Annotated in this window: 14 protein-coding genes; 2 read left to right on the forward strand and 12 right to left on the reverse strand. The window is 60.7% G+C overall.

Annotation, left to right across the window (positions count from 1 at the left end; all coding sequences use genetic code 11):
- Nucleotides 1-18 precede the first annotated feature (18 nt).
- From glmM to BM400_RS21220, 4 genes are all read right to left on the reverse strand, one after another.
- Nucleotides 19-1356 carry a phosphoglucosamine mutase gene (gene glmM / locus BM400_RS21205; RefSeq protein WP_089843742.1) on the reverse strand — a complete coding sequence of 446 codons (1338 nt, stop codon included), beginning with the start codon at nucleotides 1354-1356 and terminating at the stop codon, nucleotides 19-21.
- Nucleotides 1353-2846 (reverse strand): exodeoxyribonuclease VII large subunit, encoded by a 1494-nt coding sequence (gene xseA, locus BM400_RS21210; RefSeq protein WP_089843745.1) that lies wholly within the window; start codon nucleotides 2844-2846, stop codon nucleotides 1353-1355. The genes glmM and xseA overlap by 4 nt, the downstream gene beginning before the upstream one ends.
- A 68-nt stretch (nucleotides 2847-2914) precedes the next feature.
- On the reverse strand, nucleotides 2915-3355 hold the full coding sequence (locus BM400_RS21215; RefSeq protein WP_089843747.1) for a recombinase family protein: 441 nt from the start codon (nucleotides 3353-3355) through the stop codon (nucleotides 2915-2917).
- A gap of 137 nt (nucleotides 3356-3492) precedes the next feature.
- Nucleotides 3493-3864 (reverse strand): response regulator, encoded by a 372-nt coding sequence (locus BM400_RS21220; protein WP_089844049.1) that lies wholly within the window; start codon nucleotides 3862-3864, stop codon nucleotides 3493-3495.
- A 277-nt stretch (nucleotides 3865-4141) separates the two neighbouring features.
- On the opposite strand from BM400_RS21220, the gene BM400_RS21225 reads away from it, so the two are divergent.
- The gene (locus BM400_RS21225) at nucleotides 4142-5308 is read left to right on the forward strand and encodes a potassium channel family protein (RefSeq protein WP_245782073.1); all 1167 of its coding nucleotides are present in this window, start codon (nucleotides 4142-4144) and stop codon (nucleotides 5306-5308) included.
- A 61-nt stretch (nucleotides 5309-5369) separates the two neighbouring features.
- Here the strand turns inward: BM400_RS21225 and BM400_RS21230 are convergent, their stop codons facing one another.
- Together BM400_RS21230 and BM400_RS21235 are read right to left on the reverse strand one after the other, a co-directional pair.
- A complete protein-coding gene (locus BM400_RS21230) occupies nucleotides 5370-6164 on the reverse strand; it encodes a tetratricopeptide repeat protein (RefSeq protein ID WP_245782074.1) in 795 nt (264 codons plus the stop codon).
- Nucleotides 6165-6168: 4 nt separating this feature from the next.
- Entirely contained in the window at nucleotides 6169-6615 is a 447-nt protein-coding gene (locus tag BM400_RS21235) for a hypothetical protein (protein WP_089843751.1), read from the reverse strand.
- Nucleotides 6616-6645: 30 nt separating this feature from the next.
- Between BM400_RS21235 and BM400_RS21240 the strand changes: the two genes are divergently transcribed.
- A complete protein-coding gene (locus tag BM400_RS21240) occupies nucleotides 6646-7257 on the forward strand; it encodes a YdcF family protein (RefSeq protein ID WP_089843754.1) in 612 nt (203 codons plus the stop codon).
- A gap of 225 nt (nucleotides 7258-7482) precedes the next feature.
- Here BM400_RS21240 and BM400_RS21245 read toward each other — a convergent pair whose 3' ends face one another.
- The 6 genes from BM400_RS21245 to polA all read right to left on the reverse strand — a co-directional run bounded on the left by BM400_RS21245 (nucleotide 7483) and on the right by polA (nucleotide 13588).
- The gene (locus BM400_RS21245) at nucleotides 7483-7761 is read right to left on the reverse strand and encodes a hypothetical protein (RefSeq protein ID WP_089843758.1); all 279 of its coding nucleotides are present in this window, start codon (nucleotides 7759-7761) and stop codon (nucleotides 7483-7485) included.
- Nucleotides 7758-8192 (reverse strand): putative toxin-antitoxin system toxin component, PIN family, encoded by a 435-nt coding sequence (locus BM400_RS21250; protein ID WP_089843760.1) that lies wholly within the window; start codon nucleotides 8190-8192, stop codon nucleotides 7758-7760. Before BM400_RS21250 ends, BM400_RS21245 begins: the two co-directional genes overlap by 4 nt.
- A 30-nt stretch (nucleotides 8193-8222) precedes the next feature.
- Entirely contained in the window at nucleotides 8223-9239 is a 1017-nt protein-coding gene (locus BM400_RS21255) for an energy transducer TonB (protein ID WP_175529187.1), read from the reverse strand.
- 190 nt (nucleotides 9240-9429) lie between these two features.
- Nucleotides 9430-9999 carry a pentapeptide repeat-containing protein gene (locus BM400_RS21260; RefSeq protein ID WP_089843767.1) on the reverse strand — a complete coding sequence of 190 codons (570 nt, stop codon included), beginning with the start codon at nucleotides 9997-9999 and terminating at the stop codon, nucleotides 9430-9432.
- Between the two features lie 343 nt (nucleotides 10000-10342).
- Nucleotides 10343-10582: a hypothetical protein gene (locus tag BM400_RS22245; protein WP_089843770.1), complete on the reverse strand. Its 240-nt coding sequence runs from the start codon at nucleotides 10580-10582 to the stop codon at nucleotides 10343-10345.
- Nucleotides 10583-10636: 54 nt separating this feature from the next.
- Nucleotides 10637-13588 carry a DNA polymerase I gene (polA, locus tag BM400_RS21270; protein ID WP_089843774.1) on the reverse strand — a complete coding sequence of 984 codons (2952 nt, stop codon included), beginning with the start codon at nucleotides 13586-13588 and terminating at the stop codon, nucleotides 10637-10639.
- Nucleotides 13589-13722 lie beyond the last annotated feature (134 nt).

Consider the following 13722-nt stretch of genomic DNA (forward strand, 5'->3'; position numbering starts at 1 on the left):
CGTTCGTTCTCAGGCGTCTTAGATCCCGATCTCCGCGCGAATAGCTCCCGCGATAGCCTCAGCATGGAGCCGCATCAGCGGTTCAGACTCAGCCTCGATCATCACCCTCGCCAGCGCTTCGGTGCCGGAGTAACGGATGACCACTCGCCCCGAATCGGCCAGAGCCTCTTCGGCGGCGGCGATTGCCTCGGCGACTGAGGGAATGGTCTCGAGAGGCTTTTTCTCCCGGACCTTCACGTTCAGGATGACCTGCGGGAAGGTCTTCAGGTCGGCCAGCAATTCGGCAAGCGACTTGCCTGCCCGATGCAGAATATCGAGCAGCAGCAGCCCTGTGAGCAGTCCGTCCCCGGTCGTCGACCGTCCGGTAAAGATGATGTGTCCGGACTGCTCACCGCCCAGCGAAGCCCCCATCGACTGCATCTGCTCCAGCACATATTTGTCGCCCACCGGGGCTCGTAACATCTTGATTTCGGAGCGCTTCAGCGCAGCTTCCAGCCCCATGTTCGACATCGTCGTGGCGACAACAGTCGAGTGCGCCAACAGCCCACGCGCCTGGAGATCGCGTGCAGCCAACAGAAGCACAGCATCCCCATTCACCACATTGCCATGCTCATCGGCGAACAGCGCCCGGTCGGCATCCCCGTCGAACGTGATCCCCATTGAGGCCTTATGCTTCACGACCTCTTCCGCCACCACCTTGGGGTGCAGCGCGCCGCAGTGCTCGTTGATATTCCGTCCGTTGGGCGAGGCGTGGGTAATGATGACCTCGCCGCCAAGATCCGCGAAGAGCTGCGGCGCGACCGCCGAAGCGGCTCCATTGGCACAGTCGATTACGATCCGCTGGTTGTCGAGCGAAAGCCCCGGCACCGAAGCCAGCAGAAACTGGATATACTCGGCCCGGTCGGACTCGTTGATCGACGGCGGCGCAGAGTGGTCGGCGACCGCGGTCTTCGCCGCAAGCTGACGAAAGATTTCGTCTTCGATCCTCAACTCGGTCACATCGGGGAGCTTGTAGCCGTCGGGGCCGAAAAGCTTGATACCGTTGTCTTCCCAGGGATTGTGCGATGCCGAGATGACGATCCCTGCTGCGAAGCCATGCTTTGCCGTCAAAAACGCAATCGCAGGAGTTGTAATGACGCCCGCGCTCTCCACCGTCGCTCCTCCCTGGGTCAGGCCGGACGTCAGCGTAGCGGCAATCCAATCCGAGGACTCGCGGGTGTCCTGTCCGATCAGAATGCGGGGAGCCTCACCCAGCGATTTGGCCAGTGCAAGGCCGATGGCGTAGACGGTTGTCTGGTCGAGTGGCGGCTGGCCCGCGACGGCGCGGATGCCGTCGGTGCCGAAGAGCTTCTTCATGGTTTGCTGTTCTCCGTAACGGTGGCGCTGACCGCGCCGATGGCGAGGCGTGCCCGAATCTGTTCCCCAAGCTTTGTTTCGTTGGCGTTGCGGAGCAGAACTCCCTCCGCCGAGTATACGAGGGCGTACCCGCGGTCGAGCACCGCAAGCGGCGACAGCGCCTGTAGGCGGACCGTGGCGTGTGTGAGTTGGGTTTCGCGGCGGGTGATGATCAGTTTGGATGCGCGGGCCAGCGATGCGTTGGCTGCCTCCAGCCGCAATCCTGCCCGGGCCAACCGCACGCGCAGGTCCTGCCGGTGCAAACGCGCCGACAGAGTCGCCAATCGCTGCCCCGCAACCCGTAGCCGACGCTCGGAAGCAGACTCCAGCCGGAAACGCAGATCGTCGATTCGCTGGTCGCGCCGCAGGACGGAATCGCGCAGACGCGCCAAAACCTGCTCCGCCGAGAGCCGCGCATAGCGCTGCCGCAGGTCGAGCAGATGGTACCGGATCGCCCTCCGCGCTCGCCTGGAGAGCGACTCCAGCCTCTCCTCCACACGGTGCTGTGCGGCTGTGATGATCTCCGCCGCAGCCGAAGGCGTCGGAGCCCGCAGATCAGCGACAAAGTCGGCGATCGTGAAGTCAGTCTCGTGACCAACCGCCGAGACCACCGGAAGCGCCGAGCCCGCAATCGTCCGGGCCAGCGCCTCGTCGTTAAAGCCCGCCAGATCCTCCGCCGAACCTCCACCACGCGCGATCAGGATAAGGTCCACCCGGCCCGGGTTGCGGTTGAACCAACGCACGCCAGCCGCGACCTGCCCCGCACAGTTCACACCCTGCATTGCCGCCGGATAGATCAGCAGATTCAGCGCAGCATGCCGACGGCGCCCAATCCGCAGAATGTCCTGCAGCACAGCTCCCGAGGGCGACGTAATCAGCCCGATGCACTTCGGGAATGCCGGGAGCGGCCTCTTGCGCGCCGCTTCGAACAAGCCCTCCGCAAGCAGCCTGGCCTTAAGCCGGTCAAACGCGAGCTGGAGCGCGCCCGCACCGCGCAGTTCCATCGTCTCGGCGATGAGTTGAAGCTGCCCCCGGCTCTCATAGACCGAGACGCGGCCGCGCACGTGAACCTCGTCACCATCCTTGGCCCGAAAACGCAGAAGCTGCGCCTGCCGCCGGAACAGCACCACCGGCAACTGCGCATCGCGATCCTTGAGCGTGAAATACACATGGCCGGAGGGGGCAGGACGCAGGTTTGAGATCTCCCCCGCCACCCACAGATCGGCGTACTTGCCCTCGACGCGCTGCCGAATCTCGCTGACCAGCGTCTGGACGGTCCAGACCGCAGGCTCAACGGGGGCTTCCTTCACCGGCACCGGTTCCCTGCTTTTCTTCGGCGCTGGCGGCGGATCGAAGAGGCTGAGCGTCGTCTCAGGAGCCTTCTTCCGCCTGGACCTTGCTCCGAGACGCAGGCTGGCAAGGGTCGGCGGCGATGATTCGTTCTCGGCCATACTTGGCGAGTCTAGCATCTGGTGCCGCCGGGATGGGCTCCCTGCAGCAGAGCGCCCGTCCCGCGGAACTAGATCATCCGGTTGAGCTTGTAGCGCCGGCTCTCCCACTCCTCGGATGAGAACAGGCGCGGCCCAATCTCGATCAGCCGCGGCATCATGTTGAACACCGCAATACGGCTCCAGGGCTGCCCCGAACGGGTGCGGAAGCCCTTCTCGTTCAAGTCGCTGACGATGGCGGAGTACGAAAAGTCCTGCACCAGCAGCTCCATCATCAGCGTCATGGCCTGCTGCTCGACAGGATCGACCTCCAGCCGGCTGCAATCGTCCGCGATACGCAGACCGTAAGGGATGTTCTCGTTGAAGGCTCCACCGGTGGGCTGCTCATCGGCAGGCAATTCGCGCCTCCATTCAAGCGAGACCAGTTGCCATCCCGCTGCCGTGCGTTCGTTGAGAATCTGCTGGCTGAAGGGTGCGGTGACGATATCGCGGATGCGTTCGAAGTTGGCCATGGAACTCTCCCCCTGTCGTTGGAAACGATGCAAGATCAACATGCAATCGCAGGACCAAGTCAAAAGTGGCTCTGTTCGCGGGTTCTGTGTGCCCGAATATGTCCAGAAGCGTGCGGGGGTGTTCGCCGGTGAACAGCTTAGGCGATCGCGAGCATATTCCCGGCCTCCCGCAAAATGTCCTGCGGATTGCATGGCTTGATGAGCACCGGCGCCGGACAAGCCAGCATCTGAGCCTGGGCACGAACCTTATCCAGATGCGAGTAGTAGCCGGTCAGCACCAGGATCCGGCATCGCGGCAGGTCGCGGGCAATGTCGTCCATCAGTTGCAGACCACCCATCCCGGGCATCGAGATATCGCACAGCAGAAGCTGCGGCTGGAAGTCGTACGCGCAGTCCAGAGCCTCCTCGCCCGAATAGGCGACGCGAGCGTCGAAGCCATGTTTCCGGAAGATGAGGCTCAGCGTATCCGCTATCAAAACCTCATCGTCGACCACGAGAATGCGCTGCACCGTAGACTCCATGACTTTTCTGACCCCATCATCTATGGTTTCGTTGCGTAGAAAAACGAACATTTCGCATAATTCGGAGCTTTGGGCGATTTTCGGACAGTGCCAGCGCTTACGGAACTCATCGCGATCCCGGAGCGGTGCCTCTTGTGGGGAGCGGGAGGAATGCCCCTCTGATAAGGTGACAATCAGCCGGGGGTGAAGCGACACCCGTCCCCAGCCACGAGGTTCCGTTCTGCGCGATCTGGCTTTCATTCTTGGTATCGTCTTCTGCCTGGCGGTGTACCTGGACGTATTCCAGACCATCATCCTGCCCCGGCGGCCTTCTGGCCGCTTTCGGATTACCCGTCTCTTCTACCTCTGTACCTGGGGACCATGGTCGTTCATCGCCCGGCGTGTCAGCCACAAGGCGGCGCGCGAGCAGTTCTACAGCATCTACGGCCCCATCTCACTGCTGATGCTGCTCGGCGTATGGGCACTTGTGCTCGTCGCGGGATTCGCCTTCATCTACAACGGGCTCGGATCTCCTTTCAAGGACCCAATGGGGGGCAGTCTGCTGGCGTCCTATCGGACCGACCTCTACGTCAGCGGCACGACCATCTTCACGCTTGGTCTGGGAGACGTAGTGCCCCTCTCGACGATCGCGCGTGCTGTGGTTGTGGCCGAATCCGGTACCGGCCTGGGCTTCATGGCGCTCGTCATCGGATACCTGCCCGTGCTCTATCAGGCATTTTCCCGTCGCGAGGTGGATATTGCCCTGCTTGACGCCCGCGCAGGCTCGCCGCCAACAGCAGCCGAACTTCTCCGCAGGCATCACTTTGACAGCGGAAACGATGCACTGATCGTCCTGCTCGCGTCCTGGGAGCGCTGGTCGGCGGAGATTCTCGAGTCCCACATCTCCTATCCGATTCTTTGCTACTACCGGTCGCAACACGACAATCAAAGCTGGCTCGCGGCCATGGTCGCTGTCCTCGATGCGTGCGCGCTTCTCATCGCCGTCATTGAGGGTCCAGCCTCGCGGCAGGCTCAGTTGACCTTTGCCATGGCGCGCCACGCGCTCATCGACATGGGCCACGTCTTCCACCAGGAAAAGCGCACCCGGCAAATTCTCGAGGAAGGATGCATCGACCGCCTTGGGAGCGGAGGCTTCGACCGTCTCTGCGACTCGCTCGGCGACGCAGGCATCCGCCTCTGTGGAGACGAGGCCTCCACCGTGCGCCTCCTCGCCATGCGCAGGCTCTACGAGCCCCATGCGCAGGCGCTCGCCGAATATCTCGGCATGGGTCTGCCCGGTTGGGTCGCCGAACCGAACGCGAAAGACCAGTGGGTCGTCATCAACCGGCTCCGCGAGCAGGCCGAGGCGGTGCTCACGAAGGATCGTCTGGCTGCGGCACGCGGTGAGGTGAAGATAGCCGAGGTGTTGGTGGAAGAACCGCACGAGCACTAGACCGGCACAAGCAAAAAGCCCAGGGCGTAAGCCCTGGGCCATCCTTCGTAACAAGCGATTGTTACTGCTGCATCTGGGGCGCTGCGTTCGGGTTCAGCTTCTGCTTGGCAATTGCGCCGGCAGCTCCCTTGGCGTCCTTGTCCGAGAGCTGCGCGTAGATCTTGCGAGCTTCGGCTGGCTTGTTCTCCGCCTGGTAAAGCTCCGCAAGCTGAAGCTGGGCGATGCCCGAAGGAACCGTCGACGTTGGCTTCGCCACAAGGTCGTTATAGGTGTCGACGGCCAACTGATCTCGGCCGGTCTGGTGGTAGAGCTGCGCCAGCGAGAGCTTGGCGAGACCGCCGAGATCCTTGTTCCAGCCGTTCGCGACCGACTTCAGCGCATCCTCGGCGGACTGGTTCTGTCCTTCCTCCATGTAGGTAAGGCCGGAGAAGTAGTGAGCCAGCTTGCCCGAAGGCGTCATCGAGTACTTATCGGCGACCTGGTTGAAGAGCTCGTTGGCAGCCTTGGCGCGCTCGTTCACGCTGGAGTAGGTCTTGGTTCCCGGAGGAACCTGCTGGCCGGGGGCGGCGAGCGGTGTCTGGTACGCCTGCATCGCGGCACCGAAGTCGGTCGCGGCAGCCTCCGAGCGGCGATTGTAGATCGTCACCGAGCCAACGGCGATGAGCACGACGACCAGCAGAATCACAGAGGTCGTGATGACGGAACGGCGATTTTCGTTCGCCCAGTGAATGCTGGTTCCAGTTACTTCGATGAAGTTGTCCTGCTTGAGGGCTGCTTTGGTCTGCTGATCCACGGGGTTGTTGTCTTCCTTCGAGGTCTGAACTTGGGGTGCGCTGGAGCAAGCTTCGCCACGCAAGCTTTTAGTCTATCAGGGCCGACGTCTCCAAGGGAGCAAGATTAGGCTCGATCCAGCCAAGACGGGCCGGCGTACTCTGGAGCAGGTCGAAGTCGTAGTGCCGGGCAAAGAGATCCTTCTTCGGCGCGTAGAAGGCGATGGCGTGAGCCGCAAACGCTGGACGCTCCATGGGTTGCACACGCTGCCAAAGTGCGTCCAGGAGCTTGATCCACGCGATCGTAATGGTCTCGTGATACCCGCTGGTATGGGTGTTCCTGCCTCCGACGGACTCGTTGAACTTCCGAACATGCGTGCGCATGGCAACCGTCGCAGCCTCCGCGCCGAGGGCGTGGACGTAACAGGCACCGGTGAGGAGATGGGCTGCGTGCGTCCATTCGGCCTTAGGGAGCGTGCCCCCTTCGAAGGCCGCGAGGAATGCGTCGATTTCAGCTTCGGTCGATGGCAGGGGCATCTCTCGATTATTCCATTTAGGATCGTGCTCATGCGGATCGTGCGGTGGGTTTTGGGGATTGTGCTGGTGGGCGGGCTCGCCGTGGTGGCGGGGGAGTTTGCACTGTGGCGGATGGAGCCGCGGTCCAACACGACCAGGAAGACCTTCGACGTGATTCTGGTGCTGGGGACGCCTTCGAAGATGGACGGCACCCCATCTCCCGAGCAGAGGGAGCGGGTGCTCGAAGGGGTGCGGGAGTGGAAGAAGGGTGTCGCGCCGCGGCTGGTGATGAGCGGTGGAGCGGCGCATAACGGCTGGGTCGAGGGCGAATCGATGAAGACGTTCGCGGTGCAGCAGGGTGTGCCGGCGGACGACGTCCTCGTCGAGGGGCAGGCCAAGGACACGATCCAGAATGTCTGGTACACGGTCGAGATGATGAAGGCCAACGGGTGGCACTCGGCCGAGGTGGTGAGCAACTGGTATCACCTGCCGCGTGCGGAGCGGATTCTGGCGCACTTTCCGATCGAGTGGCGGACAGATGCGGCGGAGTGGCCTCCGGAGTACACGTTCTCAGACAAGTGGACGCGGGACTGGCGGGAGGTGCAGAGCTGTCTGTTTCTACGGATGCATGGGTTCAAGCCTTCGAAGTTTATCTCGAAGTGAGGGGCCCCCTCCCCTTTTAGGCCTAAAGTACGGCGGAATAAGGGGTTAGGTTTGGACTTGTCTGGGGGAAGTCTGCCGGGATGCGTTGCAAAAGCCTCTTATTTCTATTGGGCGCTTTTGTGGGAACTGGTGGGTCATGCGTAAACGGCTTGGAATGAGCGAGTTGAGCCGGATTGGGGCTTGACATGCGAATTTGCCGGGGTTTTTGAGGGTTTCGCCCGCGAATTATTTTTTGCGAGAGGAGTTCCAGCCTTCAGGGAGCTCGTCTCCGGGCATAGGCGGTATGTCGGGAGCCTTGTCGAGGATTGCCAGTGCTTCATCGACGGTGGCCGCATCCTGCGCCCGGCGACGGAAGAATTCGTATGCCTCTTCGACCACGCCAATCTTTTGCGCGACCGTGACCGCGACCCACTCGTCCAGCGATACACCGTCTTTTTCGGCGAGACGGACGGCTTCGATCTTCAAAGACTCCGGGATGTGAATTCCCTGCTCGACTTGGCTCATCGCTTGACCTCACTCAGGAACTGGGCTGGCGTCAGAACGCGGATATTAAAGCGGCTCGCTTCTGGCAGAAAATCCCGGACGTTGTGCGTGACAATTGCATCAACTCTACCGTTGATTGCGGCATCTAGCACCATCTCGTCGTTCGGATCCCGCAATTGCGGCCTCCAGCGAAAGTATAAAGGAATCGGTTCGGCGATTGCTGCCAAAAGGCCCAGAGTTCTGGTGATCTCGCTTGGAGAGATGCCATGGGCAGCAAGTTGTTCCGGCCGATGGAGGACTTCTGTGTACTCGAGGAAAAGGGTTATGGTCCCGCCCATTTTGAAGGCGCCTTGCAATGCGAGCCTAAGGACTGCGTTACTGGCTCCGATCCGACTCCGGAATGCAGCAACGAGTACGGCGGTATCGAGGATGACTTTAAGTGGGTCGTTCATTGTTGCTCATGTTCGTCATTGGAAAATGTCTTACTCACTACCGAAGGTGAAGTTGACCTGTATCAAGAAGTGGACCTCGACGGCTTCGCCGTCCACGAGAATTGGCTTGAACTTCCATCCCTTCACCGCATTGATGGACGCGACCGTAAGGGATTCATTGCGGGAATTGACTAGATCGACCTTCTTGACGAGACCGTCTTTTCCGATGGTCGCCAACACGATGACTGTACCGCCGATGTGTGCCGTCTTGGCTGCCATAGGATATTCAGGGTCTGGCCGATAGAGAAGTCTGCTTCGGAGCAGGCCGTCGTTCATGATGGCGGGAGCGGGGTCGGACTTCACGAGACCCGTGACATCCTGCAACTTCGCCTCCGCTACGGGTATCCCGTTGAGAGCGGTAACATGTGCCTGGGCGTTCACCTCGTAGGGAAGGACGAAACCGAGGTCGACGGCCACGCGATGATCGCGGAACACACCAATAGTGCTTCTGGGAAGTGTCTGCCCGCGCTGCTGCACCGTTAACCGGAGGCCATCTTCGGAGGGGAGGAAGCAGTACTTCGGGAACAGGTAGCGACGATCGAATGAGGGGCCGCCCTTCAGTTCGCCGAGCAGCGAGTAGCACTCGAACGTGATCTTGGCGAAGTCTTCGCGATGTACGTCGAACTTGGCGTGGTCGAGGTCTAGTCCGAAGAACGGATGCACGATGTTGGATTGAAGCACCCCGATCGCATACGGCACCGGGTTCGTCTGCGGGGTGCGGAAGAGGCCTTCGGTGTTTCGAACCTCCGTGGCGTTGTAACGATCACTGCTGATGACGAGGCGGTATCCGTCCGGAGTCCACCACTCTTCGAGAGTGCCCTTTGCGCCTTTCTCGGAGGCGAAATCGTGTGTCTGAAAATCAAAGCGGAGGTGCCATGGCTGCATGCCGGGAGTGTCCAGCGTGTTGAGCTTCACGGCCTGCCGTATCTTCTCGACCGGGTCTTTCGGGGTCTGAGAAAGAGCTGCCGGTATGAGCAGAAAGATGGCGACGGCGGGGATGATTCGCATCTCCACTTTGTAAATCATTCAGGGTGGATTGTTCTTGGAAAAGAGTTTATCGGAAGCTTATGCGTGGATTTGGCCGGGTTTTCAGCACTCTGGCGTTAGCACCCGTAAACCCAGGGCTTCGCCCTGGGCAGGTATAGGAAGGTCCTTTGGCCTCAAAGTCGATGACTTTCTAGCAATTGCCGCCAATAGGCTATCCACCGTCGGGCTCGGGGCCATCGTCTGCCTGCCAGTCAATAACGTTCCGCTGCGCTTCGGAAAATAGGAGTGTGGCTGCGGCTTCCCGGGTGAGCTTCGCCCCGGCCATGTCAGCATCATCGAAGCGACAGTCTTCGAAATTGCACAGTCGCAGGTCGGCATTACGCAGGATAGCGCGAGTAAAGTCGGAGCGCTGATGGTTACACGCTCGCATATCAAAGCTCGTGAGATTAGTGCCTACGAAACTGACATCGAGGAAGTCGTTCCAGTTGGCGACGGATTCGTTGAGGTCAGTGCCAGCGAAGGAGCATTGCGAGAACTCGCTTCGGCCGATGTAGGTTCTTGGGAGGGTGAGATTCTCTAGCTTCGAATCCTGGATGTTCCAGCGGAAGAGATCAACGCCGAGAACTTCGTCATCATATCGGGGCGGGCGATCCAGAAGCGGAGGGATATCGCCTTCGCGGAAAAGGTGCTTTGACTGAAGGAAGCGGCAAGATTCTTCATAAGTCAGTCTGTGAGGAGCGTGGATACTACGGGTGTGACCGACGCCATCGCTTTGTGTCATTAATCGTCGCTCCCACCGCACGATAAGCCTTCATGGAAGTACCAAGATATGAACCTAGGGATCCGCCTTGTACATGAACCTTATTGCGTTGTTTTCGAAGCCATTGGATTTGCTTCTCACATGATGGCCCGATAATACCTTCATCCAGAGCTACCGTTGCATACCAGAAGAGATTGAGATGAGCCATCTCTCTCGCTCTAGAAGTGGCCGTCCAAGTAATTGGCCTCCTCGACGTTGTTGGATCTTTATACTTCCACTTTTGCCCGGCCATCAAATTTCCAGCGATCGCATGATCGATCATGTCAAAGAGAATGCCTTCGCAAACGGCGGCATAATCAATAATTTAAATTCGGACGTGAGCCATTTGCTCCTCATTTTTGACGAGAAGTGCCAAGCCTAATTTATAAATCCAGCGAGCACCATATAAGACTTCGGAAAGCCTCTGCCTCAGATTCGCATTTCCTACATGCGCGAGGTGCTGAGTCTGTATCTGAACCGGTGTTTCAATGTCAGAAGCGGCAAACTTTACAACAGCATCAATGATCGCTTGTCCGAACTGCTCTTGAACTGGTTTGGGCGGCATTGTGAAAGAATCTCACAACATCACTCAAATTCATCAAAAATTATTTCACGAGGTCTATTTAATATCGCGCCAATTTTGACCCGTGCCGACTTCGGCGACGATGGGGATGGAGAACTGGGCTACGGATTCCATCTCTTGTTTGACTAGCTGCTGCATCTCCTCGGCCTCTTCGGGGACTACGTCGAAGAGGAGTTCGTCGTGGACTTGCAGGGTCATCCTGGACTTGAGGTTGCGCTCGGTAATCTTGCGGTCGAGGGCGATCATGGCTAGCTTGATGAGGTCGGCGGCGGTGCCCTGGAGTGGGGTGTTTACCGCCGTGCGTTCGGCGAAGCCGCGCATGTTGGGGTTGCGGGAGCCGATGTCGGGGATGGGGCGGATGCGGCCGAAGGCGGTCTTTACGGCTTGCTCGGTGCGCACGATTTCCAATGTCTGGTCGATGAAGGCGCGGACGCCCTTGTAGCGGTCGAAGTAGGTTTCGATGTAGAGCTTGGCTTCGTTCTGGGGGATGTTGAGCTGGGCGGCGAGGCCGAAGGGGCTGATGCCGTAGACGATGCCGAAGTTGACGGCCTTGGCGCGGGCGCGGGTTTCCTTGGACATCGTGGCCGGGTCTACGCCGAAGACCTCGGCGGCGGTGAGGGTGTGGATGTCCTGGTCGGTGCGGTAGGCGTTCAACAACAAGGGGTCCTGGGAGAAGTGGGCCATGAGGCGGAGCTCGATCTGCGAGTAGTCGGCCGACATAAGGACGTTGCCCTTGGCGGCGATGAAGGCAGCGCGGATCTCGCGGCCGATGGCGGTGCGGATGGGGATGTTCTGGAGGTTGGGGTTGGTACTGGAGAGGCGTCCGGTGGCGGTGCCTACCTGGTTGAAGGTGGTGTGGATGCGGCCTTCGGCGTCGACGAGCTGCGGGAGGGCGTCGAGGTAGGTGCCCTTGAGCTTCTGGAGCTGGCGGTGCTCGATGACGAGGGCGGCGATGGGGTGGTTGACGGCCAATTCTTCGAGGACGTCCTGCGCGGTGGAGACGACCTTGCCTTTGCCGTACTTCATGGGCTTGGGGAGGCCCATCTGGTTGAAGAGGACTTCGCCGAGCTGCTTGGGGGAGTTGACGTTGAAGCGGTGGCCAGAATCGGCATAGATCCGCTCGGCGAGGGTGTCGATGTCGACGGCGAGCTTGGCGGACATGGTGCGGAGCAGGTCGGGGTCGATGCGGACGCCGGTCTGCTCCATGCGGAGGAGAACGGGGACGAGCGGGAGGTCCATGCCCTCGTAGACTTCGAGAAGGGTGGAGGTGGGATTGAGCGGCTTTCCCTTGGATTCCGTGGAACCCCACATCCCAGATGCGTGGTGTGGGGCACCCGGTTTTGTGGCCGGTTTGGTTGGCTCGGCGAACAACATCTCCGTCGTAACGGCTCCGCCAAGAGAGGGGTCGTCTTTGCGGACTTCGTGCTTGATGGTGCCGGATTCAGCGAGCTGCGCGGACAGGGCAATGGCAAGCCGATGGATCGCGGCGGCTGCCTCGGGCAGGCGGTTCGAGTCGGCGGGGTTCTGCTTGGTAGGCTGATGGACGAGGGCGCGGGAGGTCGTGCGTGCGGCGATGTCGACCAGGGTATGCGAACCGTGGGTGGGGTTCACCAGGTAGCTCTGGAGCATGACGTCGGTGATGTGTCCACGGAGGGTGATGCCGTGCGGTTCGAGTGCGCGGAGGACGGCCTTGAGGTCGTGGACCTGCTTAGGAAGGGTGGCGTCTTCGAGGGCGGCGCGGATGCCGGGAGCTTCGAGGGGTGCCTCCATGGCGGCGTCGGGGCCGACGGCTAGGCCCAGCTTGCAGGCTACGTCCTGGGCGGGTGGAGCGGGGATGGTCTCCTCGGGCGCTCCGAAGAGGGACATGTTCTCCGAGGGGGCGGGTTCGGCTTCGACCTCTGCCTCCGGGTCGGCGACTTCTTCGCTCAGAGCGCGTGCGTCGGGGGCCATCGCAATGCTCAGCCCCGACTCCCGCGCCGCGGCCAGCAACTCCGCGAGCTCCGCGGCCGTGGGCTTGGTGTTGTACGCGATCACCGTATTATCGACCGAAGGCGCCAGCTCCTTCAGCAGCGACGTGAACTCCAGCTCCGTAAACAGCTCGCGGCACGCGGCGTTATCCACCGGCTGCGTCTTCATCGCGTCCAGCGAGAACTCGATCGGCACGGTCGTGTGGATCGTCACCAACTCCTTCGACAGGAGGATGTTTTCGCGGTTGTTCTGCAGGCTCTCGCGATAGGTCTTCTTCTTCACCTCATCGGCGCGGTCGAGCGCGGCTTCGACGCTGCCGAAGGTCTGGATCAGTTCGACGGAGCCCTTGTCCCCGATGCCGGGGGCGCCAGGGATGTTATCGATCGCGTCTCCGCGCAGCGCCATCACATCGATCACACGCGCGGGCGGCACACCCAACACTTCTTCCACCTTCGCGGGATCGAGCACCAGGTTGTCCTTCGTCGGGTTCAGGATCGAGACGTCCGCCGTAACCAACTGCATCATGTCTTTGTCCGGCGAGACCACGTAGACGTGATGACCCAGCGCCGAAAGCTGCTGCGAGAGCGTGCCGATCACATCGTCCGCCTCGAACCCCTCGTAGTAGAGGATCGGAATCCGGAACGCCTCCAGCGCCCGCCGGATATACGGCTGCTGCTGGATCAGGTCCGGCGGTGTCTCCGCGCGGTTGGCCTTGTATCCGGCATACTCGACGGTCTCAAAGGCCTGCGTCTTGATGTTGAACTTCTGCACATCCTTCAGGCCCTTGGCCTGTTCGTTGCGATGCACCGGAGCGCCCACGTCGTACACCGCCGCGAGATACAAGGGTGCGAAGTCCTTGCGCAGCTTGTTGATCATGTTGACGAAGACATACGTCGCGGCTGTAGGGATGCCGTTGCGCGTGGACATCGGGCGCTGGCGCTGCATCGCGTGGTAGGCGCGGAAGATGAACGCCATGGAGTCGAGAAGGTAGATCGGGGGCTTGTCAGTCGTGTTCGCCATCAGTCTTTAGATGGTAGTCCAAAGCGAGACGGATAAGCGGCCAGTCCCGGCGGACGAGCCCCGCCCACGCGTGCGGCTCTCCCGGCGGACGGCAATGAACTCCGTTCTCGACCCACGGGAGAGCCATGTGCGAG

It is taken from the genome of Granulicella pectinivorans, assembly GCF_900114625.1.
In the GTDB taxonomy this organism is placed as follows: domain Bacteria; phylum Acidobacteriota; class Terriglobia; order Terriglobales; family Acidobacteriaceae; genus Edaphobacter; species Edaphobacter pectinivorans.

Bases quoted from the DNA above. Each gene is read 5' to 3' on its own strand.
- BM400_RS21235 (WP_089843751.1), bottom strand. From the start codon at position 6,615: ATGCCCCTGCCATCGACCGAAGCTGAAATCGACGCATTCCTCGCGGCC.
- BM400_RS21215 (WP_089843747.1), bottom strand. From the start codon at position 3,355: ATGGCCAACTTCGAACGCATCCGCGATATCGTCACCGCACCCTTCAGC.
- BM400_RS21260 (WP_089843767.1), bottom strand. From the start codon at position 9,999: ATGACACAAAGCGATGGCGTCGGTCACACCCGTAGTATCCACGCTCCT.
- BM400_RS22245 (WP_089843770.1), bottom strand. From the start codon at position 10,582: ATGCCGCCCAAACCAGTTCAAGAGCAGTTCGGACAAGCGATCATTGAT.
- BM400_RS21250 (WP_089843760.1), bottom strand. From the start codon at position 8,192: ATGAACGACCCACTTAAAGTCATCCTCGATACCGCCGTACTCGTTGCT.
- xseA (WP_089843745.1), bottom strand. From the start codon at position 2,846: ATGGCCGAGAACGAATCATCGCCGCCGACCCTTGCCAGCCTGCGTCTC.
- BM400_RS21255 (WP_175529187.1), bottom strand. From the start codon at position 9,239: ATGCGAATCATCCCCGCCGTCGCCATCTTTCTGCTCATACCGGCAGCT.
- BM400_RS21240 (WP_089843754.1), top strand. From the start codon at position 6,646: ATGCGGATCGTGCGGTGGGTTTTGGGGATTGTGCTGGTGGGCGGGCTC.
- BM400_RS21245 (WP_089843758.1), bottom strand. From the start codon at position 7,761: ATGAGCCAAGTCGAGCAGGGAATTCACATCCCGGAGTCTTTGAAGATC.
- polA (WP_089843774.1), bottom strand. From the start codon at position 13,588: ATGGCGAACACGACTGACAAGCCCCCGATCTACCTTCTCGACTCCATG.
- glmM (WP_089843742.1), bottom strand. From the start codon at position 1,356: ATGAAGAAGCTCTTCGGCACCGACGGCATCCGCGCCGTCGCGGGCCAG.